General features: G+C 72.5%; 22 protein-coding genes. 14 read left to right on the forward strand and 8 right to left on the reverse strand.

Features of this window, described 5'->3' with window-relative positions; translation table 11 throughout:
- The first annotated feature begins 56 nt into the window (after positions 1–56).
- Entirely contained in the window at positions 57–950 is an 894-nt protein-coding gene (locus ABD335_RS23330; RefSeq protein ID WP_344326809.1) for a helix-turn-helix transcriptional regulator, read from the forward strand.
- A gap of 77 nt (positions 951–1,027) precedes the next feature.
- Here the strand turns inward: ABD335_RS23330 and ABD335_RS23335 are convergent, their stop codons facing one another.
- Both ABD335_RS23335 and ABD335_RS23340 read right to left on the reverse strand, forming a co-directional pair.
- Positions 1,028–1,237, reverse strand: a complete 210-nt coding sequence (locus ABD335_RS23335; protein WP_344326811.1) for a DUF397 domain-containing protein — start codon at positions 1,235–1,237, stop codon at positions 1,028–1,030.
- Positions 1,234–2,100 carry a helix-turn-helix domain-containing protein gene (locus tag ABD335_RS23340; RefSeq protein WP_344326814.1) on the reverse strand — a complete coding sequence of 289 codons (867 nt, stop codon included), beginning with the start codon at positions 2,098–2,100 and terminating at the stop codon, positions 1,234–1,236. Before ABD335_RS23340 ends, ABD335_RS23335 begins: the two co-directional genes overlap by 4 nt.
- A gap of 590 nt (positions 2,101–2,690) precedes the next feature.
- Between ABD335_RS23340 and ABD335_RS23345 the strand changes: the two genes are divergently transcribed.
- The 5 genes from ABD335_RS23345 to ABD335_RS23365 all read left to right on the forward strand — a co-directional run bounded on the left by ABD335_RS23345 (position 2,691) and on the right by ABD335_RS23365 (position 6,404).
- Positions 2,691–2,933 carry a hypothetical protein gene (locus ABD335_RS23345; RefSeq protein ID WP_344326817.1) on the forward strand — a complete coding sequence of 81 codons (243 nt, stop codon included), beginning with the start codon at positions 2,691–2,693 and terminating at the stop codon, positions 2,931–2,933.
- On the forward strand, positions 2,908–3,420 hold the full coding sequence (locus tag ABD335_RS23350; RefSeq protein WP_344326818.1) for a DUF6879 family protein: 513 nt from the start codon (positions 2,908–2,910) through the stop codon (positions 3,418–3,420). Before ABD335_RS23345 ends, ABD335_RS23350 begins: the two co-directional genes overlap by 26 nt.
- A 26-nt stretch (positions 3,421–3,446) precedes the next feature.
- The gene (locus tag ABD335_RS23355; protein WP_344326820.1) at positions 3,447–5,576 is read left to right on the forward strand and encodes a tetratricopeptide repeat protein; all 2,130 of its coding nucleotides are present in this window, start codon (positions 3,447–3,449) and stop codon (positions 5,574–5,576) included.
- A gap of 139 nt (positions 5,577–5,715) precedes the next feature.
- Positions 5,716–6,141, forward strand: a complete 426-nt coding sequence (locus ABD335_RS23360; RefSeq protein ID WP_344326822.1) for a phage holin family protein — start codon at positions 5,716–5,718, stop codon at positions 6,139–6,141.
- Positions 6,138–6,404 carry a DUF3618 domain-containing protein gene (locus ABD335_RS23365; RefSeq protein ID WP_344326824.1) on the forward strand — a complete coding sequence of 89 codons (267 nt, stop codon included), beginning with the start codon at positions 6,138–6,140 and terminating at the stop codon, positions 6,402–6,404. The genes ABD335_RS23360 and ABD335_RS23365 overlap by 4 nt, the downstream gene beginning before the upstream one ends.
- Before the next feature lie 48 nt (positions 6,405–6,452).
- Here ABD335_RS23365 and ABD335_RS23370 read toward each other — a convergent pair whose 3' ends face one another.
- Positions 6,453–7,394, reverse strand: coding sequence for a YihY/virulence factor BrkB family protein (locus ABD335_RS23370; protein WP_344326879.1), 942 nt, complete (start codon positions 7,392–7,394; stop codon positions 6,453–6,455).
- Positions 7,395–7,397: 3 nt separating this feature from the next.
- Entirely contained in the window at positions 7,398–9,671 is a 2,274-nt protein-coding gene (locus ABD335_RS23375) for a D-alanyl-D-alanine carboxypeptidase family protein (protein ID WP_344326827.1), read from the reverse strand.
- 189 nt (positions 9,672–9,860) lie between these two features.
- Here ABD335_RS23375 and ABD335_RS23380 point away from each other — a divergent pair, with 189 nt between their 5' ends.
- From ABD335_RS23380 to ABD335_RS23390, 3 genes are all read left to right on the forward strand, one after another.
- Complete coding sequence (locus ABD335_RS23380; RefSeq protein ID WP_344326829.1) at positions 9,861–10,613, forward strand: GOLPH3/VPS74 family protein; 753 nt, start codon at positions 9,861–9,863, stop codon at positions 10,611–10,613.
- Positions 10,614–10,832: 219 nt separating this feature from the next.
- Positions 10,833–11,693 carry a helix-turn-helix domain-containing protein gene (locus tag ABD335_RS23385; protein ID WP_344326831.1) on the forward strand — a complete coding sequence of 287 codons (861 nt, stop codon included), beginning with the start codon at positions 10,833–10,835 and terminating at the stop codon, positions 11,691–11,693.
- 303 nt (positions 11,694–11,996) lie between these two features.
- The gene (locus tag ABD335_RS23390; protein ID WP_344326833.1) at positions 11,997–12,206 is read left to right on the forward strand and encodes a DUF397 domain-containing protein; all 210 of its coding nucleotides are present in this window, start codon (positions 11,997–11,999) and stop codon (positions 12,204–12,206) included.
- 160 nt (positions 12,207–12,366) lie between these two features.
- Here the strand turns inward: ABD335_RS23390 and ABD335_RS23395 are convergent, their stop codons facing one another.
- Complete coding sequence (locus ABD335_RS23395) at positions 12,367–13,491, reverse strand: ADP-ribosylglycohydrolase family protein (RefSeq protein ID WP_344326835.1); 1,125 nt, start codon at positions 13,489–13,491, stop codon at positions 12,367–12,369.
- Positions 13,492–13,679: 188 nt separating this feature from the next.
- Positions 13,680–16,307 (reverse strand): bifunctional FO biosynthesis protein CofGH, encoded by a 2,628-nt coding sequence (locus ABD335_RS23400; RefSeq protein WP_344326837.1) that lies wholly within the window; start codon positions 16,305–16,307, stop codon positions 13,680–13,682.
- A gap of 268 nt (positions 16,308–16,575) precedes the next feature.
- Here ABD335_RS23400 and ABD335_RS23405 point away from each other — a divergent pair, with 268 nt between their 5' ends.
- The 5 genes from ABD335_RS23405 to ABD335_RS23425 all read left to right on the forward strand — a co-directional run bounded on the left by ABD335_RS23405 (position 16,576) and on the right by ABD335_RS23425 (position 22,507).
- A complete protein-coding gene (locus tag ABD335_RS23405) occupies positions 16,576–16,968 on the forward strand; it encodes a hypothetical protein (protein WP_344326840.1) in 393 nt (130 codons plus the stop codon).
- A 110-nt stretch (positions 16,969–17,078) separates the two neighbouring features.
- Complete coding sequence (locus tag ABD335_RS23410; protein WP_344326842.1) at positions 17,079–18,626, forward strand: CehA/McbA family metallohydrolase; 1,548 nt, start codon at positions 17,079–17,081, stop codon at positions 18,624–18,626.
- 202 nt (positions 18,627–18,828) lie between these two features.
- Positions 18,829–21,777 (forward strand): SARP-family global regulator AfsR, encoded by a 2,949-nt coding sequence (gene afsR, locus ABD335_RS23415; protein WP_344326844.1) that lies wholly within the window; start codon positions 18,829–18,831, stop codon positions 21,775–21,777.
- Between the two features lie 222 nt (positions 21,778–21,999).
- Positions 22,000–22,167: a sigma-like protein gene (locus ABD335_RS23420; RefSeq protein ID WP_344326846.1), complete on the forward strand. Its 168-nt coding sequence runs from the start codon at positions 22,000–22,002 to the stop codon at positions 22,165–22,167.
- Positions 22,168–22,378: 211 nt separating this feature from the next.
- The gene (locus tag ABD335_RS23425) at positions 22,379–22,507 is read left to right on the forward strand and encodes a hypothetical protein (protein WP_344326848.1); all 129 of its coding nucleotides are present in this window, start codon (positions 22,379–22,381) and stop codon (positions 22,505–22,507) included.
- A 242-nt stretch (positions 22,508–22,749) separates the two neighbouring features.
- Here ABD335_RS23425 and ABD335_RS23430 read toward each other — a convergent pair whose 3' ends face one another.
- Both ABD335_RS23430 and ABD335_RS23435 read right to left on the reverse strand, forming a co-directional pair.
- Positions 22,750–23,223 carry a hypothetical protein gene (locus ABD335_RS23430; RefSeq protein WP_344326851.1) on the reverse strand — a complete coding sequence of 158 codons (474 nt, stop codon included), beginning with the start codon at positions 23,221–23,223 and terminating at the stop codon, positions 22,750–22,752.
- Between the two features lie 165 nt (positions 23,224–23,388).
- On the reverse strand, positions 23,389–24,847 hold a 1,459-nt coding region (locus ABD335_RS23435), incomplete at its 5' end, for an outer membrane protein assembly factor BamB family protein (RefSeq protein WP_344326853.1).

Consider the following 24,847-nt stretch of genomic DNA (forward strand, 5'->3'; position numbering starts at 1 on the left):
GGCGGCGGGCATCGGACTCGGTGGCCCGTACGGCGACCAGTGGGGGTGTGGGAGCCATGGAGTACGAGTTCCTGTTCGTGGTCGAAGGCGTCTCGGCCGAGGACGACGACGCGGCCGGCATCGTCTTCGAGGAGTTCGACGGGCTGCTCGCCACCGCGCGGGGCCGCCGGCTCCTCACCGTGAGCGAGTCCGGGGACAATCCCGTCGACGCCGCGCACCGGCTCGTGGCCCGGCTGCGGGCGGCGCTGCCCGCCATGCGGCTGGTCCGCCTCGACCCCGAACTCGTCGGCGTCGCCGACATCGCCGAGCGCACCGGCCGGAGCAGGCAGAACGTGGCCCAGTGGGTCAACGGGGAGCGGCAGGCCGGAACGGAGAGGCCCTTCCCCGAACCCGAGGGAACCGTCGGCCGGTCCCTCGTCTGGCGGTGGGCCGAGGTCAATCGCTGGCTGGAGCACATCGGCGCCTCGGACGGGGTGGCCCGTCCCTCGCGCGAGGACTCGCTCATCATCGACCTGATGCTGCGGCAGTGGCAGGCCCAGCTCGACGACGGCATGCCGCTGCTCAAGGTGGTCGCCGCCTCCGACGACCGCGCGGAGGACCGCGGCGCGCTGATGAAGCAGGTCGAAGAGCTCGTCCGCCGCCCGGAGTCGATGCGCCAGGTCGCCGCGCTTCCCCGGAACGAACCGCACCGGCTGGTCATCGTCTGCGCCGTGCTGCTCGACCGACTGGAGCACGTGCTGCACCGGCTCGGCCCCCACGACGTCTCCGGGGTCCTCGCCGTCAGGACGGGCGAGGGCACGATCCACCTCACCTCGATCGCCTCCGTGCCCCTCCCCGGCACCGTGCCCATCACCGGCTTCGGCCTGACGGGCGAGGCGACCGTGGGCGATCTCGTCCTCCTCCAGGCCAACGGCACCGTCGCGCCGACCACCCCGTTGGCCCTGGCCTGAGCCCCGGCTCCGCCGCCGGGCGGCGGACGACGAGGGCGGCCCCGACCGATGCCGTGGGCCGCCCTCGGGAGGACGAGTCAGCCGAGCTTCGCGACGTGGGAGACGAAGGCCGCCCACTGAGCGGGGGCTATGGCGAGCCGGGGCCCCTGCCTGTCCTTCGAGTCCCGGACGTGAACCGTGCCGGGGCCGGCGGCGACCTCCACGCAAGCGCCGCCTTCGCCATCGCTGTAGCTGCTCTTGAACCAGGCGAGTTCACCGTTCCGATGTGCGGATGCCTCGATCTTCATAGCTCTCCCAACAGCTTCTCGATCAGGACCAGCGACTCCCGAGGGGTGAGAGCCTGCCCACGGAGGATCCCATAGCGGGAAGCCATGACGCGGACCTCCTCCGGATCGGTGATCAAGCGGCTGTGGCCTTGGACCTCCGTATAGGCCACCTGCGGCTTGTCCTTGGGAGTCAGCAGAATGAACGCGCCCCCGGTGCTCGGGTGTTCCTCGCGGTCCGTCGGCATCACCTGGAGTTCCACGTTCCGCATCCGCCCGATACGGAGCAGTTGCTTCAATTGCCCTACCAGGACATCCCGCCCACCGATCGGCCTACGCAGTACGACCTCTTCCAAGACGAAGCTCACGATCGGCGCGGGCCAGCGGTCGAAAATCTCCTGTCGCGCCAGACGGTCGGCCGTTCGCCGCTCGACCGTATCCTCGTCCAGCAACGGTTGCCGCATGGAGAAGATGGCCCTGGCGTACTCCTCGGTCTGCAAGATTCCAGGAACGATCTGATTGCTGTAGTCGCAGATCTCCACGGCCTCCGACTCCAGGCGCGCGAAGTCCCGGAACCAGGCCGGGTGCCGTACGCGGACCTTCGCCTTGGCCTTGACCACATCGTCGATCGCGACCTTCAACATCCCGCCCGCATCGAGCGCGCGGTCCGCCGCCTCCAGGAACTCCGGCTGCGGGACGCGACGGGCACGCTCCACGCTGGAGACCAGTTCCACGCCGTAGCCGATCCGGTCCCCCAGCTCCGCCTGGTTCAGTCCGGCGCGTTCCCGTAGCAGCTTGATCTGCTTTCCCAGCGCCCGGAACAGCTCGATGGACGTCTCCGCGTCCTCCGGCAGCTCCGTCCGTCCCTCTTGCTCCCCACCGACCATGTCGCCACCTCCGCGTGCCTGTTCACTCCCCCGTCGGCCCCACGGCCACCGGCACGGACGCCGGAACCGTCCGTGCCCGCACGGGCGCGCTCCGTACCGAAGCGATCACCGGGCAGCGTACGCACGCTCGATGGCGTACACCGGCGCGAAAGCCGGATCGTCAGCCTTATCGGCGATCGCGCGGCGCACTCGAACGGCGCTCGCTTCCGCGATCACTCCCTCGGTTCCGAATTTCCCGTGCCGACCACTCCGGCGGCCCTGTTCCCAGCCGGGAAACAACATTCGGGCGCGGTATTTGCCGAGGTGCCGCTCCGACCGAATACCGGACGCAAGCATTCCGCTATTTCCGGCACGACGGCACACGCCGCTCCGAACAACAAAACCCCAACGGAGTATCAACCGCATACATGTACGACTCTTCGCACATTTTCCTCACCGGGCCATGGGGGTCGCACCCACCCCGGACGTCCGCGACCCTTGGCCGCACGAAACGGCCGGAAGCGAGCGGAGGGCCCGAATGCGGCCTTGACGGACCCTGCCACCGCCCCCACCCTGTGCCTACGGCCAGGGGACTCACCCATGGAGGGGACGTGGCATTGAAATTCGTCGGCATAGATCCGGAGACAAACGGTGGGAATTGTCCCTCCGTCTGGGTTGACGAGGCGTCAGGTGATCTGTTGTTTCAGGGGTGGGAGGTGACCGACGAGGCTACTCTGAGCGAAGTCGCGGCGAGGAGCCCGATCGCGGGGCACGAGAAGGTCGTGCGCCTGCCGGCACGGATGCGGGCAATCGTTCAGGAGGCGTGTGGTGACGGAGCGGCCGACCTTCGATGAGCTCTTCGCGGAATGCGAACGTTCGGCCGTGCACCTGGAAATGCGGGACGTGTACACGCCTGACGATCCCACCTATCTCGACTGGAAAGCCGGGGTGGAATACGACCCCGTGGAGCGGTTTCGCGACTGGTACGACCTGATCGTCGCGGCGGTGGCACGGGGGGTCGAGGTCCGTCGGGCCCGTATCGTCTCGGAGCCCGTCACGGACTTCATCCGTCACGAGTACGAGACGACCCCCGTCCTGAACATCCCCGCGGGCGAACAGGTCCGGTGGCTCAGTCGGCGGCGGGCCTCCGACCTGGCCCTGCCCGGCAACGACTTCTGGGTCTTCGACGACCGCCTGGTGCGCTTCGGGTACTTCGCCGGGGACGGCACGTACCTGGGCCAGGAGGTGCTGGACGACCCCGCCGTCGTGAAGCTCTGCTCCTCCGCCTTCGAGGCGGTGTGGGAGCGCGCGGTCGACCACCGGGAGTACCAACCGAGATAAGCGCCGGACGGGGAAACCACCAACCGATGGCACAGCCGCCCAGCACCAGCAACGAATTCTCCGGCGGGGAGGCCGGGAACGTCGTGCAGGCCCGCACCGTGCACGGCGGGATACACCTGACGGCTCCGGAGCGCCGCGGTTTCCCACCACCCCGCCAACTTCCCCTGCGCCCGGCCGGCTTCGTGAACCGGCGCGCCGACCTCGACGCACTGGACGATGTCCTGGGGGCACTGCTGTCCGGTGACGGCCGGGGCGCGGCGGTGGTCTCCGCCGTCGCGGGCGCGCCCGGCGTCGGCAAGACGGCGCTGGCCCTGCACTGGGCCCACGGCATGCGGGACCGTTTCCCCGACGGCGATCTCTACGTCGACATGCAGGGATACGGCCCGGGGCCGGCCCTGACCCCACTGCGGGCCCTGGACACATTCCTCCGCGCCCTGGACACTCCCGCCGACAGCATCCCCGAGACGGTCGAGGAGCGGTCCGCTCTCTTCCGGTCGCTGCTCGCCGGCAAACGCGTTCTCGTCGTCATCGACAACGCCTCCTCGTCGGCTCAGGTCCGCCCTCTCATACCGGCCGACGGCGAGTGCTTCACTGTGGTGACGAGCCGGAGCGCACTTCCAGGACTGGTGGCGAGAGAAGGAGCGGCCCGCGTGACACTGGACGTCCTGAGCCCCGACGAATCGGTCGAACTCCTCTCACGGTTCGTCGGCCCCGCCAAGGTGCGGGAGGAGCCGACGGAGGCGTTGCGTCTGGCCGAACTCTGCGGCCACCTGCCCATCGCGTTGAGGGTGGTGGGAGAGCGGGCCTCGAACAGGCCCCGCCTCACACTGGGAGAGCTGGTCGCCGAGCTGGAGGACGAACAGGCCAGGCTCGACGCCCTGGCGTCCCAGGAGGACGAGCTCAGCGACACCCGGGCCGCCTTCTCCTGGTCCTACCGGGCGCTGGACCCGGACCTCCGGAAGGCGTTCCGACATCTCGGCCTCCACCCCGGCCCCGACATCGGCGTCGGCGCCGCCGCCGCGCTGATCGGGTGCCCGATCCCGGTGGCGAGGAGGCGGTTACGGGCGCTCGCGGACGTCAACCTCGTGCAGGAGGTGTTCACCAACCGCTTCCGGATGCACGACCTCCTCCGCGCCTACGCGCTCGAACGCACGGCCGCGGAGGACCGGCAGGACGAACGCAGCCGGGCCGTCAGGCGTGGGCTCACCTGGTACCTGCTGGTCACCGACATGTGCCGCAGGAGCGTTCTGCCGCACTCCGCCGAGGTGCCCCTGGTGCCGGCCCACGAGGTGGAGATCGGGGCTCCGTTCGGGGACAGCGCCGAGGCGTGGAGCTGGTTCGACGCCGAGCGCGTCAACGTCCTGGCCGCGTTGCGGCAGGCGGCGGACCACGGGCAGCTCGACATCGTGTGGAAGCTGGCCCTCGCCGTCAGCGGCCCGCTGGAGCTGCGCTCGTACTGGTCGGACTGGGAGAACGGCCTGCGCATGGGGCTGAGCGCGGCACGGACCCTGGGCGACGCCTTCGGGGAGGCCGCGAGCCTGCTGGTCCTGGGGGACGCGTCCTGGCGCACCGGCCGGCTGGACGACGCCTTCGGGCAGTACCGGGACGCGTCGCACATCGCGCACGACATCCCGGTGCCCTGGATCGAGGGCTTCGCCCGGCGGGGCATGGGGCTGCTGGAGAAGGAGCGGGAGAGGTACGGGGAGGCGCTCGACCACTTCGAGGCGGCACTGCGCGTCTTCCGGGACAGCGGCCACCGGCGGGGCGAGGGGATGTCCCTGCTGAGCATGGCGGAGTGTGCCCGTCTTCTCGGGAACCCGGAGAAGGCCGTCGACCACGGGGAGCGCGCCCTGCGGATCTTCCGGGAGATCGACGACGCCTGGACCCTGGCGTGGGGAAGGCTCGCGCACGCCCCCGGTCTCGTGGAGGTCGGACGCGGGGACGACGCGGAAGCCTGCCTGGAGCGGGCCCTGGACACCTTCGGGGCGTTCGGGGACCGCCGCAGCGAGGCCGCGTCCCTGGCCGCGCTGGGAGACGTCTGCGAGCGGCTGGGGAAGCGGGACGAGGCACGCTCCCACCGGGCCGCGGCGGCCGACCTCTACGAGGCCCTGAGCGACCCGCGGCACGAGGAGATCCGCGCGCGCCTGGCGGAGTGAGGCCGGGGACGGCGCGGGCCGGGCGGGCGCGGTTCCCCCGTTCGGGGCTCCCGATGTACCGGCGAACGGGTGGCTCGTGGTTAGCCGTCGGTGCCCGGAGGTACTCGGAGCGTCGGCCCACGAGGGGAGCGCAACGACGATGAGCACGATGCAGCGGACGGACGGACACAGGCCCGGGAGCGACGAGCGCTCCATCGGCGAGCTGGTGGCACTGGCCACCGCGCAGGTGTCGCAGCTCGTACGGGAAGAGATGCAGCTCGCCAAGATGGAGATGGCCGAGAAGGGCAGGCGGGCCGGACTGGGCGGCGGGCTGCTGGGCGGCGCCGCGATGGTCACGCTCCTCGCGCTGGGAGCCGGTGTGACGGCCGCGATCGCCGGCCTGTCCGTGGTGTGGCCGGTGTGGCTGTCCGCCCTGGTGGTGATGGCGGCGCTGTTCGTCGTCGCCGGACTGATGGCCTACCTGGGCCGGGAGGAGGTCCGCAGGGCGGGGCCGGCGAGGCCGGAACGGGCCATTCGCGGTGTGCAGGACGACCTGGACGAGATCAGGACGAGGGTACGGCGATGAGCATTCCGAATATTCCAGGCATCCCGGCCGATCCCGAGACCCCGGCCGAGCTCCGCGCGCGGATCGATCTCACGCGCCAGGAACTCGGCGACACCCTGGAGGAGTTGGCGGCCAAGGCCGACGTCAAGGCCAGGGCGCAGCGGAAGGCCCGAGAGGCGATGCGGGACGGGCGGGCGAAGAAGGCCGCCATGGCCGGCGGCGCCCTCCTCGCCCTCGCCCTGGCGGCCGCGGTGCTGTACCACCGGCAGCAGGGACACCGCTGACCCGGCGGCCTCCGGTCGCTCCGGTTCCGGCCCGCCGGGCCCGGCGCCTCACCGGTCGTCGGGGTCCTTCCGGTCGCGCCGCTTCTCCCGGCGGCGCTTGAGCTCCCCGCGGAGCGAGCGCGGCCACTTGGTGGTGTCGCGCGGCTCCACGTACGGCTCCTCCCCGGGCGGCAGGCCGCTGTCGTACGCCTTCCTGCGGGCGAGTTCGGCGTCCAGTTCCAGGCCGAAGAGGATGGCCAGGTTCGACAGCCAGAGCCAGACCAGGAAGACGACGACCCCGGCGAGCGTGCCGTAGGTCTTGTTGTACGAGTCGAAGTTCGCGGTGTAGAGCGCGAAGCCGCTCGACGCGATCACCCACAGCAGCACGGCCAGCAGGCTGCCCGGGGCCATGCGCAGGCCCCTGAGCCGGGCGTTGGGGGCGCTCCGGTAGAGGATGCCGATCATCGCGGCCACCAGCAGCACCAGCACCGGCCACTTGACGATCGACCACACCAACAGGGCCTGTTCGCCCATGCCGACGGCCCCGCCGACCTGCTCGGCCACACCGCCCGTGAACACCACGATCATCGCGCTCATCGCGAGCAGCACCATCAGCACCAGCGTGACGCCGATCCGCAGCGGGGTGAGCTTCCACACCGGGCGGCCCTCGGGGATGTCGTAGACGTGGTTGGCGGTGCGGATGAACGCCGCCACGTAGCCGGACGCGGCCCAGACGGCGGCCAGCAGGCTGACGACGGCCAGGACGCCGCCGCCGGTGGCGCGTTGGAGTTCGTCCACGGCGTTGTGGAGGATCTCGCGGGCCGGGCCGGGGGCGAGCTGTTCGAGGTTGTCCAGGATGTGCTCGGTCGCCTTCTCCCCGACGACGCCGAGCAGGGAGACGAGCAGCAGCAGGGCCGGGAAGATCGACAGCACACCGTAGTAGGTGAGGGTCGCCGCCCGGTCGGGGATCTCGTCGTCCAGGAACTCCTTGCCCGTACCGCGTGACCACAGGGCCTACAGGACGCGGGTGAGCTTCGCTCCCACGCCCGGCTCGACCAGCTCGCTCTGGACCGCCACCGGCACCTTCACCTGGCCCGGACCGCTGCCGACGGTCAGCGTGCCGACGGTCTCGCCCGCCGGGGCCTCGTGCGGGACGCCCTTGCCGCCGTCGGTCAGGGCCAACTCGGTCTCCATGCCGGGCCAGCCGATCGCGGTGACGTCCTCGGTGGCGACCAGCGGGGTCCGGCCGCCGAGGCCGTCGTCCACGTAGCCGACCACGTCGCCCTTCTCGATGACCTTCTCCGACTCCAGGACCTCCTGCGCGGAGATCATCAGCTCCCGGGACTCGGCGACGACCGTGTCGATGATCGACGGCTTGTGCTGTCCGAGGACCGCGCCGATGATGAGCTGCGTGGTGCCGCCGATCTGCTTCTCGGCCGCGAAGAGCATGTTGCCGCCCGCCGCGGTGCTGGTACCGGGCTTGATGCCGACGGCGCCGTTGAACGGGACGAGGCCGTTCCAGTTGTTCTGCCTGTCGCCGTTGCCGTCGATGTAGTAGGGCAGCTTGACGATCTCCCGGAAGACCTCGTAGTCCATCACCTTCTTGCCCAGCTTCACCTGGTCGGCGGCCGTGCTGACCGTCTCCTTCCGCAGGCCGCTGGGGTCGGTGTAGGTGGTGTCGTTCATGCCGAGTTCCTTGGCGGTCGCGTTCATCTTCTTCACGAACGCCTCCTCGGACCCCGCGTCCCAACGGGCGAGCAGCCGCGCCACGTTGTTCGCGGAGGCGATCATCACGGCGTTGAGCGCCTCGTAGAGGGTGATCTCCTTGCCCGCCTTGACCTTCACGGTCGACTCGCCCGGCAGGGACGCCTCCTCCTCGGCCCGCCGGTCGACGGGTATCCTCGGCCCCTCCTCGCCCTTCTTCAGCGGGTGTTCGCGCAGGATGACGTAGGCGGTCATCGTCTTCGCCACGCTCGCGATCGGCACCGGCTTCTGCTCCCCGTAGGAGCCCAGGGAGCCCAGCCCCTCGACCTCCACGGCGGCCTGCCCCTCCTCCGGCCAGGCCAGGGAGGGCTTGCCCCCGTCGAAGGAGTGCGTGGCGGAGACGGTGAGCACCAACTCCGGCTCGGGCAGCGGGCGCAGGAGCTGGACGATGGAGAGGATGATCGCCAGCAGCACGACGAGCGGCGACCAGATCTTGATGCGTCGCAGGGCGGTCCGCAGCGGAGTGGGCGGCGGGGCGGGCTTGTTCGTCAGCTCGGCCAGCAGTTCCAGCGGCTTGTGCGGCGGCAGCGGCTGCTGCTTCGTCCGCTCGCTCTCCGGCAGTTCGGGCAGCGGTCGCGCCTCGGACGCGCCGGCGGGGGCGTCGGGGGACCTCAGCGGCACGAAGCGGCTCGTCCGCTCCGCGTCGGTCTCCTCCGGCTGCCCGGTCCCGGCCTTGTTATCCGCCTCGGCCTTCTCCTCGCCCTTGGCCTTGTCCCCGCTGCCGGCCGTGCCGGTCCTCCCGGACGGCTCGGGGGCCGCGGCGGGACGCACGGCCCGGAACATCGCGGTGGGCTGGTCGACCGGGTCGACGTCCTCGGTCGTGCCGGCCTTCTCGGCCTTCCCGGTCTTCTCGGCCGTGTCCTCGGTGTCCTCGGCCGTGTCCTCGGTCTTGGCCTCGGTCTTGTCCTTGGGCACGCGGAAGATCGTCGTCGTCCGGTCCACCGGCCGCTCCGGCTCGGACGCGGCCTTCGACTCCGACTCCGGCTTCCCGTCCTCCTCGGACGCGGCCTCGGCGTCCTCGGCCTCGGGCACGCGGAAGACCGTCGTCGTCCGGTCCACCGGCCGCTCCGGCTCGGACGCGGGCTCCTCCTCGTCGTCCTCGGCCTCGGTCTTCTCCGCCTCGTCCGCGCCCTCGGACGTGGACTCGGCGCCGTCCGCGGCCTCCGCGTCGTCCTCCTCGGAAGTTCCCTCCGCGCGGTCCCGGTCCTCGTCCTCGGCGTCGTCCTCGGCGTCGGCGCCCGCCGCGGTCTCCTCGGTCTTCCGGGTCTTCTCGGAGGTCCCCAGGATCTTCTCGACCTCCGCGGCGGTCTTCCCCGGGGCGTCTCCGTCGAGCGACGGCTTTCCGTCCTCGTCGCTCTCCGCCTCGTTCCGGGGCGGCTCCTGCAACGCCACGCGAGGATCGCGGGCCCGCTCGGGAACCGTTTCCACCTTCCCCGTCGTCTCCCCCGACGACATCTGCTGTTCCGACCTGTCGGGGGACTTGCCCACCACCGATACCTCCCGCTTGTGTCCGCCACTCGTCATATCAGTAAACAGTGTCCTGAACACCTGTCCGGCCCCGGCGCTCCTCCCCTGTTTCACGGCCGTAACGGCCCGCTAAATTGCCAGACGGTAACGACATACCTACCGGTTCCATGACAAAGGCCACGGGCACTCTCGACAGACCTCTGTGAGAGGGGTCACCCTGTCATGCATCCACGCGGGGAGGCATGGATGGGCAGGAGCCGCAGAACACTTCCGGAGGAGCTTCTGCTGCTGGCCTTGGACCCGGCCACGGGTACCACGGCGCAGCCGCAGTCGCTCGACCTCGGCCTGGCCGGGGCCCAGCTCGTGGAGCTGGCTCTCGCAGGACGGATAGCCCCTGACGGGGATCGCATAGCCGTGGTGCTGCCACGGCCGACCGGAGATCCGACGCTGGACTCCGCGCTGGAGTTGCTGCGCAGACGCGGCAGCCCCGTGCGCGCGGTCCACTGGATCGGCGGGCCCAGGCTGGGGCTACGCCAAACCTATCTCACACACCTGGAGCGCTGCGGCATGGTGCACGCCGTATCGAGCCAGATGTGCGGGGTGCTGCCGACGACTCGCTACCAGGCGACGGACACGGCGGTCAGCCGGGAGATCAAGGCCCGGCTGGACAGCGCGATCCGCACCGGTGTTCCCCCGGACCCGCGGACCGCGGCGCTTGCCGCGCTGGCCCACGCGGTCGGCCTCGGCAAGCACCTCTACCCCGGCAACGAGGGACGGTCCTCCCGTTCCAGGTTGCGGGATCTGATCAGGCACGACCCGATGGGCGGCCTCGTCGCGCACGCCGTGATGGACGTGCAGAACGGCGTGGCGGCCCAGCCGCGGCGCGCCACCCCGGCCAGGGGCGGCGCGGCAGGCAGGCCGGCGGCGCGGTCGTCCGCGGCGCAGCCGCTCCCCGGACAGGCGCGGAGGAGTGGCATGGCCCGCGCGGGCGCCCGCTGACGTCCGCGTACCACCACCGGTCCTCACAGGTCCGACCGAGCCCGGTTCGGGAGCCGCACAGCGCGGGGTGGCGGCCGTTCTCCGAGAGGAGAACGGTTTCGCCACCCCGCGCGCGCGTGCGCGCACCCTCTGTGGCCATTTCCCAGCGGAAAGACCGCGGTTGGTGGCAACCTGCTGAGTGAACAGTGGTCATCACCAGCAAGCGGAGGTGTGCGCGCCGTGGCGTCCAACGTCAATCCCACCGTCAGGAGGCGTCGGCTGGGGCAGGAGCTGCGTCGGCTCCGCGAGCAGAAGGGCATGACGGCCGAGGAGGTCGCCGAGCGTCTGCTGGTCTCCCAGTCCAAGATCAGCAGGCTGGAGAACGGCCGTCGCAGCATCAGCCAGCGCGACGTCCGCGACCTGTGCGGGGTCTACGAGGTCGAGGACCGGCGCATAGTCGAGTCCCTGATGCAGATGGCCAAGGAGTCCAGACAGCAGGGCTGGTGGCACGCGTTCGGGGACATCCCGTACAGCGTGTACATCGGCCTGGAGACGGACGCGGCGTCCCTGCGGGTGTACGAGCCGCAGGTCGTGCCCGGCCTGCTGCAGACGCAGGCGTACGCGGAGGCCGTCGTCGCGGGCGCGCTGCCCGAGGCGTCGGCGGCGGACATCGAGAAGCGCGTGAAGGTGCGGATGCGTCGACAGGAGCGCATCCGCGACACGAAGAACCCGCTGCGGCTGTGGGCGGTGATCGACGAGTCCGCGCTCCGCAGGCTGGTCGGCGGGAAGCAGATCATGCGGGAGCAGTTGGAGCAGCTCGTCGAGTTCTCCCGGCTCCCCCACGTGACGGTGCAGGCCCTGCCCTTCGCGATGGGAGCGCACCCGGGCGTCAACGGCCAGTACGCGATCCTGGAGTTCCCGGACGCGGCGGACTCGACGGTGGTCTACCTGGAGGGCGTCACCAGCGACCTCTACCTGGAGAAGGCCACCGACGTGCAGAAGTACAGCGTGATGTACGAACACCTGCGGGCGCAGGCGCTCAACACCGAGCAGACGCGGGAGTTCATCGAGGGCATCGCCAAGGAGTACACCCGGGACTGACGGTCCCTCCGGCGGTCGGCCGACCGGCCTCCGGAAGGAGCGCCCGGCACGCCGACCGATCGTCCGGTCCGAGCGGTCCGAGTGGTGGACGCCTCGGGAGACCGCGCTCCGTACCCGCGCTCCGGGAGACGGCGCAGCAAGCTACACCCCGGGCATGTCGATGTGAAGAGCTGTCCGGAATATGCCATCCGGTCGAGTGAACAGGGGCTTTGGCGGCCCGAGTTGAGGGGTACCGTCGGCCGCACGCCGGGCCCGCCCGGCACTTTCCGCACTTTTCACTCCTCGGAAGAAACCGGAGCAGACATGGCAATCCGACAGGGCATGACCCACGTCTGGACCAAGTCCAGCCACTCCGCCGGAAACGGCGCGTGCGTGGAGGTGAAGTCCCCCGAGCCGCAGGCGGTCGCCGTGCGCGACTCCAAGGTTCCGCAAGGGCCGTCGCTGGCCTTCGTCCCGGGCTCGTGGGCCGCTTTCGTGGACGCCGTCGGCCAGGGCACGCTCACCCGCGGCTGATCGTTTCCGCGACGACGCGCGGCACGTGCGACACCGCCTCGCGTCACAGCGCACCACCGACCGGAGCCCTCTCGTCTGGTTCGCCGTCCCGGCCGAGGGGGCTCGGCCCGTGCTCGGGCCCGTTCCGCGTCCTCTGGGAGCGGACGGGCCCGGGGTGCGCTCAGGCCCGGGGGTAGCGGGTCAGCCAGCCCGGTGAGCCGGCCGGAGTGGCCGGACTGTGGAGGGCGGGCCCCTGGGTCATCTCCATGGCGAAGTCGTCGGCCAGCTCCAGGATCGTGGCGCGACCCTCCAACTCGGCGACCCAGTTGGCCGGCAGGGCCGTCTCCCCGTGCAGGGCGCCCAGGAGGTTCCCGCAGATCGAGCCGGTGGAGTCGGAGTCGCCGCCGTGGTTGACGGCGAGCAGCAGACCGTGCCGCACGTCCTCGGCGACCAGCGCGCAGTACACCCCGATGGCCAGCGCCTCCTCCGCCGTCCAGCCCTCGCCCAGCGACTGCACGCGCTCCGCCGTCGGCAGCCCCTGGCGTACGGCGCCGAGGGCCTGCTTGAGGGCGTCGGTGGTCTCCTCGTGCCCGGGATGGGCCGCCAGATGGACCAGGGAGCGCTGTACGGCGGCGTCCAGGCTCTCGCCGCGGGTGACGGCGTGGACGATGACGGCGAAGGCGCCCGCCGCCAGGTAGCCGGTGGGGTGGCCGTGGGTCTGGACGGCGCACTCGACGGCGAGCTGGAAGACGAGCTGCGGCTCCCAGCCGACGAGCAGCCCGAAGGGCGCGGAGCGCATGACGGTGCCGCAGCCCTTGGAGTCGGGGTTCTTCGGCGCCTCCAGGGTGCCCATCCGGTCGTCGGCGAGCCCGGTCAGGCAGGCGCGGCCGGGGGCGCGCTGGGAGTACAGCCACTCCTGGCGGGCCAGCCAGCCGTCCTCCTTCCTGCGCTCGTCCGGCCCCCAGTCCCGCTGGGTGGCGGCCCAGCGGCGGTAGGCGGCGTGCACGTCGGTGGGCGGGTGCCAGGCGCCGGTGTCGCGCCGCACGTGGGCGCGGATGAGCCCGTCGACGGTGAACAGGGTCATCTGGGTGTCGTCGGTGATGGCGCCGCGCCGCCCGTAGGCGGGCACGTAGTCGGTCACGCCCTGGGGGCCGTGGGCGCCGCGGATGGCGTCGAGGGAGTCGAACTCGACGGCCGCGCCGAGCGCGTCACCGATGGCGCCGCCGAGCAGACAGCCGCGCACGCGGCTGCGGAAGTCCTGCTGCTCGGCGCGGCCCCATATGCCGGCGCCCGATGTCGCGGTCACCGTGCCGTCCCCTCCGTACGTCCAGTGCTCTCGTCCGCTCGGTCGTCCCTCTCGGTCCGCACTGTAATCGACCGCCGCCGCCCGGCGACGGGCGAAAATCGGTCCGGTGCCGGGCGTACACCGCGGGGACACCGGCTCGTCGCCGGGAGGAGGGGCGCGGGCGAGGGACCGTCCGCCCCTCGCCCGCCTCAGTCGTCGAGCACCGGCAGCAGCTCGGGGAGGTGGCCGTCGGAGGCCGCCGCCGCCCGCTGCCGCTCCTCGGGCACCTCGCCGTAGGTGGTGGTGCGGGGACGGGCCGGACGGCCCGCGGCCTCGGCGATGGCCACCAGATCGCGCACGGAGCGGTAGGAGCCGTAGGAGGAGCCCGCCATGCGGGAGATCGTCTCCTCCATCAGCGTGCCGCCCAGGTCGTTGGCGCCCGAGCGGAGCATCTCGGCGGCGCCCTCGGTGCCGAGCTTGACCCAGCTCGTCTGGATGTTGGGGATGTGCGGGTGGAGCAGGAGGCGGGCCATCGCGGTCACCGCGCGGTTGTCGCGCATCGTCGGCCCCGGACGGGCGATGCCCGCCAGGTAGACCGGGGCGTTGGTGTGGACGAACGGCAGCGTGACGAACTCCGTGAAGCCGCCGGTCTCCTGCTGGACGCGGGCCAGCAGCCGCAGGTGGCCGAGCCAGTGCCGCGGCTGGTCCACGTGCCCGTACATCATCGTGGACGAGGAGCGGATGCCCAGCTCGTGCGCGGTGGTGATCACCTCGACCCAGGTGGCGGTGGGCAGCTTCCCCTTGGTGAGGACCCAGCGCACCTCGTCGTCCAGGATCTCCGCGGCCGTCCCCGGAATGGTGTCGAGCCCGGCCTCCTTGGCGGCCGTCAGCCAGTCGCGGATCGACATGCCGGTGCGCGTCGCGCCGTTGACGACCTCCATCGGGGAGAAGGCGTGGACGTGCAGGTCCGGCACGCGTTCCTTCACCGCCCGGGCGATGTCGAAGTAGGCGGTGCCGGGCAGGTCGGGGTGGATGCCGCCCTGCATGCACACCTCGACCGCGCCGACGTCCCACGCCTGCTGCGCGCGGTCGGCGACCTGCTCCAGGGAGAGGGTGTAGGCGTCGGCGTCGGTGCGGCGCTGGGCGAAGGCGCAGAAGCGGCAGCCGGTGTAGCAGACGTTGGTGAAGTTGATGTTGCGCGTGACGATGTACGTCACGTCGTCGCCGACGGCATCGCGGCGCACGTCGTCCGCGATCCGGCAGAGCGCGTCCAGGGCCGGGCCGTCGGCGTGCAGCAGGGCCAGGGCCTGGTCGTCGGTGAGGCGGGTGGGGTCGTCGGCGGCGGTGGCGAGGGCGGCGCGCACGTCGCCGTCGACGCGCTCGGGCGCGCCTTCCCGCCGCCCGGCGGCGGCCACGTCCTCGCGCAGCGCCTCCCAGTCGCCGTACACCTCGTCGAAGTCCCCGCGGCGGTCGGTGCCGCGACCCTCGACGTCGATCGCGCGGTGCAGGTCGGTACGGCCGGTGGCGGTGGTGAAGACCTCCTCCGGCTCCTGCCAGGGACGGCCGGTGAGGACGGCGTCCTCGCGGGCCAGGCCCGTGACCGGGTCGGCCAGGGCGGACACGTGCGGCAGCAGCCGGGGGTCGAGCCAGGGCTCGCCGCGCCGGACGAACTCCGGGTAGACCGTGAGGCGTTCGCGCAGCTCGAAGCCCGCGGCGCGGGTGCGTTCGGCCAGCTCGTCGATCTGCGGCCAGGGGCGTTCGGGGTTGACGTGGTCGGGGGTGAGCGGGGAGACCCCGCCCCAGTCGTCGATCCCGGCGCCGATCATCAGCGCGTACTCGGAGTCCACCAGGTTCGGCGGCGCCTGGATGCGGGCGCCGGGGCCGAGGACGTGCCGGGCGACGGCGATGGCGGCGGCCAGTTCCTCCAGCTCGGCGTCGGGCATGCCGCGCATGGCCGTGTCGGGCTTGGCGCGGAAGTTCTGCACGATGACTTCCTGGATGCCGTGGTACGCCCGCTGGACGCGGCGGATGGCGAACAGCGAATCCGCGCGCTCCTCGTACGTCTCCCCGATGCCGATGAGGATGCCGGTGGTGAAGGGGACGGAGGAGCGGCCCGCGTCCTCCAGCACCCGCAGCCGTACGGCCGGCTCCTTGTCGGGCGAGCCGTGGTGGGGGCCGCCGGGCTCGGACCACAGGCGGGTGGCGGTGGTCTCCAGCATCATGCCCATCGACGGGGCGACCGGCTTCAGGCGCTGGAAGTCCGTCCACGACAGCACGCCGGGGTTGAGGTGCGGCAGCAGGCCGGTCTCCTCCAGGACCCGGATCGCCATGGCGCGGACGTAGGCGAGGGTGTCGTCGTAGCCGTGCGCGTCCAGCCACTCGCGGGCCTCGGGCCAGCGGTCCTCGGGCCGGTCGCCGAGGGTGAACAGCGCCTCCTTGCAGCCCATTTCGGCGCCCCGGCGTGCGATGTCCAGCACCTCGTCCGGGGAGAGGTACGCCCCCTGGCTCCGCCGGGTGGGACCCTCGCCGCGCCCTTCCCGGCGCAGTTTGCCGGGCACGGTGACGAAGGTGCAGTAGTGGCAGCGGTCCCGGCACAGCCGGGTGAGGGGGATGAAGACCTTGCGCGAGTAGGTGATCACCCCGGGGCGTCCCGCCGCCTCCAGCCCCGCGTCGCGCACGCGGGCGGCGGAGGCCATCAGGTCGGCGAGGTCGTCTCCGCGGGCCTGGAGCAGCACGGCGGCCTCGGTGACGTCGAGCGCGACTCCGTCGCGGGCCCGTCTGAGCGCGCGGCGCATGGCGTTGGCGGTGGGTGCCGACGGTGTGCTGCTCGAAGTCATGACCCGAGCATACGAGCGTCGTCCGACAGTGACCCGGGCATCGAGGAGAGGACATTCTCACATCCCTTGATCCGCGGGCACCTCGGTGACCTGCGCGAACGGCTCCGCCGCGGCGGCCGGCCCGGGGGGCGGCGAGAACGGTGGCCGCACGGCGCATCCACAGGGGACTCCGCGTCGTCTACGCTTCCGGGCTTCCGCTTCCGGCCCGCCGTCCGGGTCCTCACACCTTCCCGGCCGGCCGCGGCCGTCCGTCCGATCGGGGGAACACATGCGCATCACCACCGTCCTCGCCCTCCTGGGCGCCCTGCTGCTGGGCGCGCCCGCCGCCGCCCACGCCGCGCCCACCGCCCACACCACGGCCGCCGCGACCGTCGGGGACGCGGACGCGCGCGCCCTGGCCCCCGCCCGGTCCGGCGGTTCGAGCGGAGGCGGCAAGAGCAGCGGCGGCGTCAGGAAGTCCGGGACGTCGGGGACGACGGGGACGTCAGGGTCCTCGGACACGTCCGGCGCCTCCGACAGCCTCGCGAAGGGGAAGAAGGGCAAGAAGTCCAAGAAGAAGGGCAGGAGCTGGATCGTCGCGGTGGTCGTCGTCTCGTTCATCCTGCTGGTCGTGCTCGTGGCCCTCCTCCTGCTGCGGAAGAGGAAGGGCGACCGGGGCTGATCCGGCGTCACACGGCGTCGGCCGAGTCATCCACAGCCCTTTCCCCGTCCGTCACGTCCGCGTAGAACAGTGACGCGCACCACATCCGACACGACAGGGCGGAGTTCGGCATGGACCGGCGCGATGTGTTGAGGCTGTCCGCTGCCGCGGGAGCCGCGGGCGTGCTCACGCTCCCGACGGTCTCCTTCGCGCACGCGGAGGAGGGCGCGGAGAGGAGCGAGGGGAGAAGCGAGGGGAGAGAGGAGACGAGGACGGTCCGCGGTCATCTGCCCACGGGGGCGCCGGACTTCGTCCACCTGCCGGTGGACGTGCCGCGCGGGGTGCGGGAGATAGCCGTCTCGTACGCCTACGACAAGCCCGCCGTGCCCGCCGGGACACCGGGCAACGCCCTGGACATCGGCATCTTCGACGAGCGCGGCACGGCGCTGTCGGGGCGCGGGTTCCGGGGCTGGTCGGGCGGGTTCCGCACCGAGTTCGCCATCAGCGCGGAGCGGGCGACCCCGGGGTACCTGGCCGGTCCGGTGCGGCCGGGCACCTGGCACGTGGTCCTGGGCCCGTACACCGTCGCGCCGCAGGGCATGGAGTACGAGGTGACCGTCACGCTGCGGTTCGGCGAGCCGGGCCGAGCCTCCGAGCCCGCCTATCCGCCGCACCGGGCGAAGGGCCGGGGGCGCGCCTGGTACCGGGGCGACTGCCACCTGCACACCGTGCACTCCGACGGGCGGCGCACCCCGGAGGAGGTGGCGACGGCGGCACGGGCGGCCGGGCTGGACTTCATCGCCACGACCGAGCACAACACCACCTCCGGGCACGGCGCCTGGGCGGGGCTGTGGGGGGACGACCTGCTCATCCTGTGCGGCGAGGAGGTGACCACCCGCAACGGGCACTACCTGGCGATCGGCACCGATCCGGGCACCTTCGTCGACTGGCGCTACCGGGCGCGCGACGACGCGTACGAGCGCTGCGTGCGGGCCGTCCACCGGGCGGGCGGGCTGGTGGTCCCGGCGCATCCCAACTGCCCGTTCGTGGGCTGCCAGTGGAAGTTCGGCCATGCGGGCGCGGACGCGGTCGAGGTGTGGAACGGGCCGTGGACGGCCGACGACGAGCTCGCCCTGGCCGCCTGGGACAACATGCTGGTGGAGTCCCGCCGCGACGGGCGCGGGGACGGGGGCGGCCGGTGGACACCGGCGATGGGCAACAGCGACGCCCATCGCGAGCCGCAGGTCGTCGGGCTGCCGCAGACGGTCGTCCACGCCGAGGACCTGTCGCGCGCGGCCGTGCTGGAGGCCATCGCGGCGGGCCGGAGCTGGCTGGCGGAGTCCTCGGCGATCGGGCTGGACTTCTCGGCCACGGGTCCGCGCGGCGAGCACGCCGGGATCGGCGGGCGGCTGCGCGTGGCGCCGGACGCGGAGGTGGCGGTCCGGCTGGAGGTCTCGGGCGTGCCGGACGGCACGGTCAGGCTGATGACCGATCAGGGCGAGATGCGCTCGGAACGGCTGCCGGCCTCCGGCTCCGGCACGGTCGTCTGGCGCACCACCGCGTCGCTGGCCTCGTACGTCCGTGCCGAGATACGCCGGCCCAGGACGGACGGCGCGTCGCCGGAGTTGCCGGGACCGATGGCGGCGATGACCAACCCGCTGTGGCTGGACCCGCGTTAGGCCGCACCCGCGCGCACGGAAAACCCTGCCTCTGAGGCAATATGTCGGATCACCAGACATGAGGGCATCTGTCGGGGCAGTGGTTATCGGTTCTGTCGCGGGTTTGCGGTGACTGTGGGGAGAGGCGGGGGCATGGCTGACGTACCGACCCGCGACAAGGCACACTGACCGCTGCGGGTCGACACACTTCGCAGGGGGCACCATGGACGGCGAGGGGCACACGGGACGCGGACGACAGCAGCCGGACAACCGCCACCACCGGCTGCGATTCGCCGTGCTCGGGCCCGTACGCGCCTGGCGCGACGGCGAGGCCGTGAGCGTCGGCTCCCCGCAACAGCGCGCCCTGCTGGCGGCCCTGCTGCTGCGCGGCGGGCAGACGGCCACCGCGCAGGAACTGGTGGACGCGCTGTGGGGCGAGGAGCCGCCGCAGCGTGCCCTGGCCGCGCTGCGCACCTACGCCTCCCGGCTGCGCAAGGCGCTGGGGGCCGAGGCCCTGATCAGCGAGTCCGGCGGCTACGCGATCCGGCTGGGGCCGGACACCGAACTGGACGTGGACACGGCGGCCGTGCGCGCGTCCGAGGCGGAGAAGGCCGCCTCGGACGGGGACCGCCGGCGGGCGCGGGAGCTGTACGGCGAGGCGCTGGCCCAGTGGGACGGCGAGACGCTCGCCTCGGTCCCCGGACCGTACGCCGAGAACCAGCGGACCCGGCTGGAGGAGTGGCGGCTGTCCCTGCTGGAGCACCGCCTCGACCTCGATCTGCAACTGGGCTTCCACACCGAGGCGGTCAGCGAGCTGACCGCCCTGACCGCCGAGCATCCGCTGCGCGAGCGGCTGCGGGAGCTGCTGATGCTGGCGCTGTACCGCAGCGGCCGGCAGGCCGAGGCGCTGGCCGTCTACGCCGACACCCGCCGGCTGCTCGCCGAGGAGCTGGGGGTGGACCCCAGGCCGGAGCTGGCGGAGCTCCAGCGCCGCATCCTCCAGGCCGACGAGGAACTGGCCCGGCCCGCCGAGGAGCCCGCGCCCCAGGGCCGGGCCACCTTCGTACGGCCCGCCCAACTCCCCGCCACCGTGCCGGACTTCACCGGACGGTCCGCCTTCGTGGCCGAGCTGGGCGAGCAGTTGGTCGCCGCCGAGGCCAGGGTCATGGCCGTCTCGGCGGTCGCGGGCATCGGCGGGGTCGGCAAGACCACCCTGGCCATCCACGTCGCCCACACCGCCCGCGACCGGTTCCCCGACGGCCAGCTCTACGTCGACCTCCAGGGCACCGGACCGTCCCCGGCCGAACCGGAGGCCGTCCTGGGCGCCTTCCTGCGGGCCCTGGGCACCCCGGACTCCGCGATCCCCGACGGGGTGGAGGAGCGGGCCGCGCTCTACCGCTCGCTGCTGGCCGGACGCCGCATCCTGGCCCTGCTGGACAACGCCCACGACGCCGCCCAGGTCCGTCCTCTGCTGCCCGGCACCGAGGGCTGCGCCGCGCTGATCACCAGCCGGATGCGGATGGTGGACCTGGCCGGCGCGCACCTGGTGGACCTGGACGTCATGAGCCCGGAGGAGGCCATGACGCTGTTCACCAGGATCGTCGGCGAGGAACGGGTGAGCGCGGAGCGCGAGGCGGCCATGGACGTGGTCGCCGCCTGCGGCTTCCTGCCGCTGGCCATCCGCATCGCCGCCTCCCGCCTGGCCGCCCGCCGCACCTGGACGGTCTCGGTGCTGGCCCGCAAGCTCGCCGACGAACGCCGCCGGCTGGACGAGCTCCAGGCCGGGGACCAGGCGGTCAAGGCCACCTTCGAACTGGGCTACAGCCAGTTGGAGCCCGAGCAGGCCCGCGCCTTCCGGCTGCTGGGCCTGGCCGACGGCCCGGACGTCTCCGTCCACGCCGCCGCCGCCCTGCTGGACCGCCCCCCGGAGGAGACCGAGGACCTGTTGGAGTCCCTGGTCGACATCTCCCTGCTGGAGTCCGCGGCGCCGGGCCGCTACCGCTACCACGACCTGGTGCGGCTCTACGCCCGCGCCTGCGCCGAACGCGACGAGCACCCGCCGTCCGATCGTGAGGCGGCGCTGTCGCGGCTGCTGGACTTCCACCTGGCCACCGCCTACCGGGTGTTCGCGCTGTCGCGTCCCGGCGACCGGACCGTGGCACACCTGGCGGCCGCCGAGCGTCCGGGGCTGGAGTTCGACAGCCACACCGCCGCGCTGGACTGGCTGTTCGCCGAGGCGGACTGCCTGCTGGCGTGCGTGGAGCAGTCGGCGAAGGGCGCCGCGCTGCGCCGCGCGGCCGACCTGCTGATCGCCGCCAAGGACCTGGCCGACTCCGGCGTCCACTCGCTGCGCTACGAGCGGGCGGCCACCGTCGTCTGCGAAGCCGCGCAGGCGGCCGGGGACGCCTGGGCCGAGGGCCGCGCACAGATCATGCTCACCCACGTGAGCACCGTGACGGGGCGTTTCGACCAGGCCGACGAGAGCGCACGGCGCGCCATGGAACTCGCCGCGGTCACCGGCGATCCGCTGGCCGGAGGCTACGCCCCCAACGATCGCGGCATCGTCGCCCTCTCCCGCAGCCGCTACGAGGAGGGCGAGAAGTACCTGAAGCAGGCCATCGAGGTGTTCCGGGCGGACGGCAACCGTCCCAGCGAGGCCAGTGTGCTGTGCAACCTGTCGCGGACCCACCTGGGACTGGGCCGGACGGAGAGCGCGATCCGGCTGGCCGAGCAGGGCGTGGCCATCTACGCCGACATGGGGATGACCATGCGGCTGGCGAACGCCCGCTACGCCCTGGCGATGGCCCTGACCGGCGCCGGACGCGCCACCGAGGCCCTCGACCAGCTCAACCAGGCCCTCGCCCTCTTCCACGACAGCCGCCAGCCCATGTGGGAGGGTGCGACCCATCTGCGGATGGCCGAGGCGTACATGGCCGCGCGGCGCCCCGCGCAGGCGGCCGCCCACGCCGAGCAGGCCCTCGCGCTCCGCGTGGTCGGTGGAGAATGGCGACGGGGAAACGTGCTGGTGGTGCTGGGACGCGCCCTGGACGCACTGGGCCAGACGGATCGCGCCCGCGCCTGCTGGCGGGACGCGCTGGACGTCTTCGAGTCCCTGAACTCCCCGGAGGCCGCGATGGTGCGGAAGCTGCTGTCGCCGGCCGTCGCCGCGTAGCGGTCGCCCACGGCGGCCGGCAGCGGGCGTTCATCGATCGTTTATCGCCCCCCGCCATGCTTGTACATGTCGATCCGCCGCGTCGGGGGGCAGGCGGGTCGGCGGGCCCGCACCCTTGCACCACTGGGATGAGCGGCCCGGAGAGTGCGTCCGGCGACCCACGGGGGAGTCGCCGGGCGTACTCGGGACCTCCCCGCCATCAGAACCTAGGAGTTGGCCCGCATGAGCGACATCGGCAAGAAGATCAAGACGGACGGTCCGCAGTTCGAGAACCACGCCCCGGCTCCCGGCAGCGGTGCTCCGACGACCCAGACGACCCAGGAGAACCACGCTTCGGGCGGCGAGATCACCACTCAGGAGAACCACGCGCCCGGGGACAGCGCGCAGTAGACCACGCACCACGGGGGATGTACGGGACCGGTCCCGGCGGCGCAGAGGGGGAGTCGCCGCGGCCGGTCCCTGTCGTATGCGCTCGCTCGTATGTGTCCGGGCGATTGTCGGACAGTTGTACGCGGAAAAACAGAGTCATATGCGCAGAAGGGCTGTCTTCGCCTCTGCGAGCTCACGAACCACCATCCCCGGTCCACACCTAGGAGTTGGCATGACCCGCGTGAAGAAGATCCTGACCGCCTTGGCGATAGCCGCGGCGGTGGTGAGCGCCGGCGCGGCACCGGCGCTGGCCGAGAACCACGTGCCGAGCCCCTCGCCGTCCCAGCCGCTCGGAGACTGAGGCGGCCCCTCTCCGAACGCCGCGCACGAACGGGGCGGAACCGTGTCGACGGTTCCGCCCCGTTCGCCGTACGGGCCGCCGCGGCCGGACTCGCCGGGGCCCGCGCCCGTCGGTGACGGCGACGCACACGTGGCCTCGGAGCCGTCCCCGCCGACGGTGCGCGCCCCGGTGGGCCCGACGGTTCCGCCGACCGCCCGGAGGACGCCCCGAGGACTCCCGGGGACGTCCGGGGACGCGGTCGCTCAGAGGACGTAGTCGAGACGGCAGTCCCTCACCTGGGACACCAGGACCGGGTCCGCCTCCACCTCGACGCGCTTGGTCTCGCCGGCCTTCAGGCGTACGCGCTCCGAGCCGGTGTCGACGACCTGCCCGGCTCCGTCGAGGAAGTCGACGTAGACCCGGTACGTGTCCGTCCGGCCCCTGGAGACCAGCTTGACCACGGTCTTCTTGTCCTCGGCGACACAGTCGACGATCTCGGCGTCCGGCTCGCGGTCGCCGGAGGAGCCCGAAGAGCCGGAACCGGACGAACTGCTGCCGCCGGTCGTGCTGTTGTACCGGTAGCTCGAACTGCTGGAGCTGTCCTTGCCGCAGCCCCCGCCACCACCACCGCCACTGCCGCCGCGCCCGCCGCCCTTGCCGCCACGGGCCAGGCTGAACCCGGACAGGGCCAGCACCACGGCGGTCATGACGGCTATCAGCTTCAGATGGCGCTTCATGCCAAGGATCCCCCGATCACATACGGTGTGCGCCCGCTTCTCCGGCGTGCCCGCCGCGGGCGCCACGACTTTCTACCAGTCACCGCGGAGCGCCCGTCCGTCGGGTCCGCATGACGGACCGCCAGAAGACCGCCAAGAGACCGCCGGAGAACGCCGTGAGGCAGGTCAGGAGCGTGCCTGGCCCGTGCCCTTGGCGGCGTCCAGGGCGTAGACGCACCGGTCGCGGCTGCACGCGTAGACCACACCGCCCGCCACCACCGGGGAGCCGGTGATCTCGCCGTCCGTGGCGAGCTTCCAGCGCAGTTGGCCCCCGACCGCGTCCAGCGTGTACAGGCAGTGGTCCGCCGAGCCGAAGTGGACGCGGCCGTCCGCCACCACCGGGGCCCCGGTGATCTCGCCGCCCGTCGCGAAGCGCCACCGCGGGGTGCCGCTGACCGCGTCCAGCGTGTAGAGCGCGCTGCCGCTGCCCAGGTGGACCAGCCCGTCGGCCACCACCACCGGCTCGGTGGACTGGCGGGCCTCCGTGGCGATCCGCCAGCGGTCGTGGCCGTTGACCGCGTCCAGCGCGTACACCGTGCCCAGGTAGTCCGCCAGGTAGACGCCGCCGCCCGCGATCGCCGCGCCCGGCACGAACGCGGGCGGGCACAGGAACGCGGCGGGCGCGTCGAAGCGCCACCGCTCCGTGCCGCCGGCCGCGTCCAGCGCGAAGACCCGCGAGCCCGCGCTCACGTACACCACCCCGTCGTCGGCGGGCAGCAGCCGCACCGCGACCCCGCCGGTCACCGAGGTGTCCCCGACCGGGTACGACCACCGCTCGGCGCCCGTGCGCGCGTCCAGCGCGTACAGCCGTCCGTCGCCCCACACGTAGACCGAGCCCGCCCGGATCACCGGGCCCGCCTCGGGGGTCTCGAAGTCCGTCTGCGCCCCCGACAGTTCCCACAGCCGCTCGCCGGTCGCGGCCTCCCACGCCTGGACGCCGCCGCCCCGGGTGGCCGTGACGACCGTGCCGCGGTCGGCCCGCAGCGCGTACACCCAGCCGTCCGCCGACAGCCGCCAGCGCTCGGAGCCGTCCTTGGCGTCCAGCGCGTAGAGGCTGGGGCCGTCGGAGGCGTGCACCCGGCCGCCGCTGACGGTCATCGACCACGCCACCTCGCGGGTCTTGAACTGCCGCCGCCCGGTCGCCACGTCCAGCGCGTGGACCTCGAAGGAGGTGACGTACAGCAGTCCGTCCGCGACGATCGGCGTTCCCCACACGTCGTTGGACATCCGGAAGCGCCACGGCCGCCAGCGCGGCGGCGCGGCGGTGTCGCCCGAGGACGGGGTGTGGGCCACGGTCGCGCCGCCGCCCGTGCCGCCCGTGCCGGAGCCGCCGCTGCCGCCCGGCGCGCGCAGCACCCACGACGTGGCGCCGCCGATCTCGGGCTGCCGGCCCAGCGCACGCCGCGGCCCGGGACCGATCTGCACCTGGGTGCCCGACAGCCGCACGGCACCGTCGTGGGGAACGTGCGCGGGGGCGTGCGGGGGCGGCGGGGGCACGGGGCGGGGCGGGGCGGCCACGGCCGCCGCGGGCGCTCCCCCGCCGCGCGGGTCGGCGACCGGAGGACGCCAGTCCGGCGCGGGCCCG

It is taken from the genome of Streptomyces macrosporus (genome assembly GCF_039533145.1).
GTDB lineage: Bacteria > Actinomycetota > Actinomycetes > Streptomycetales > Streptomycetaceae > Streptomyces > Streptomyces macrosporus.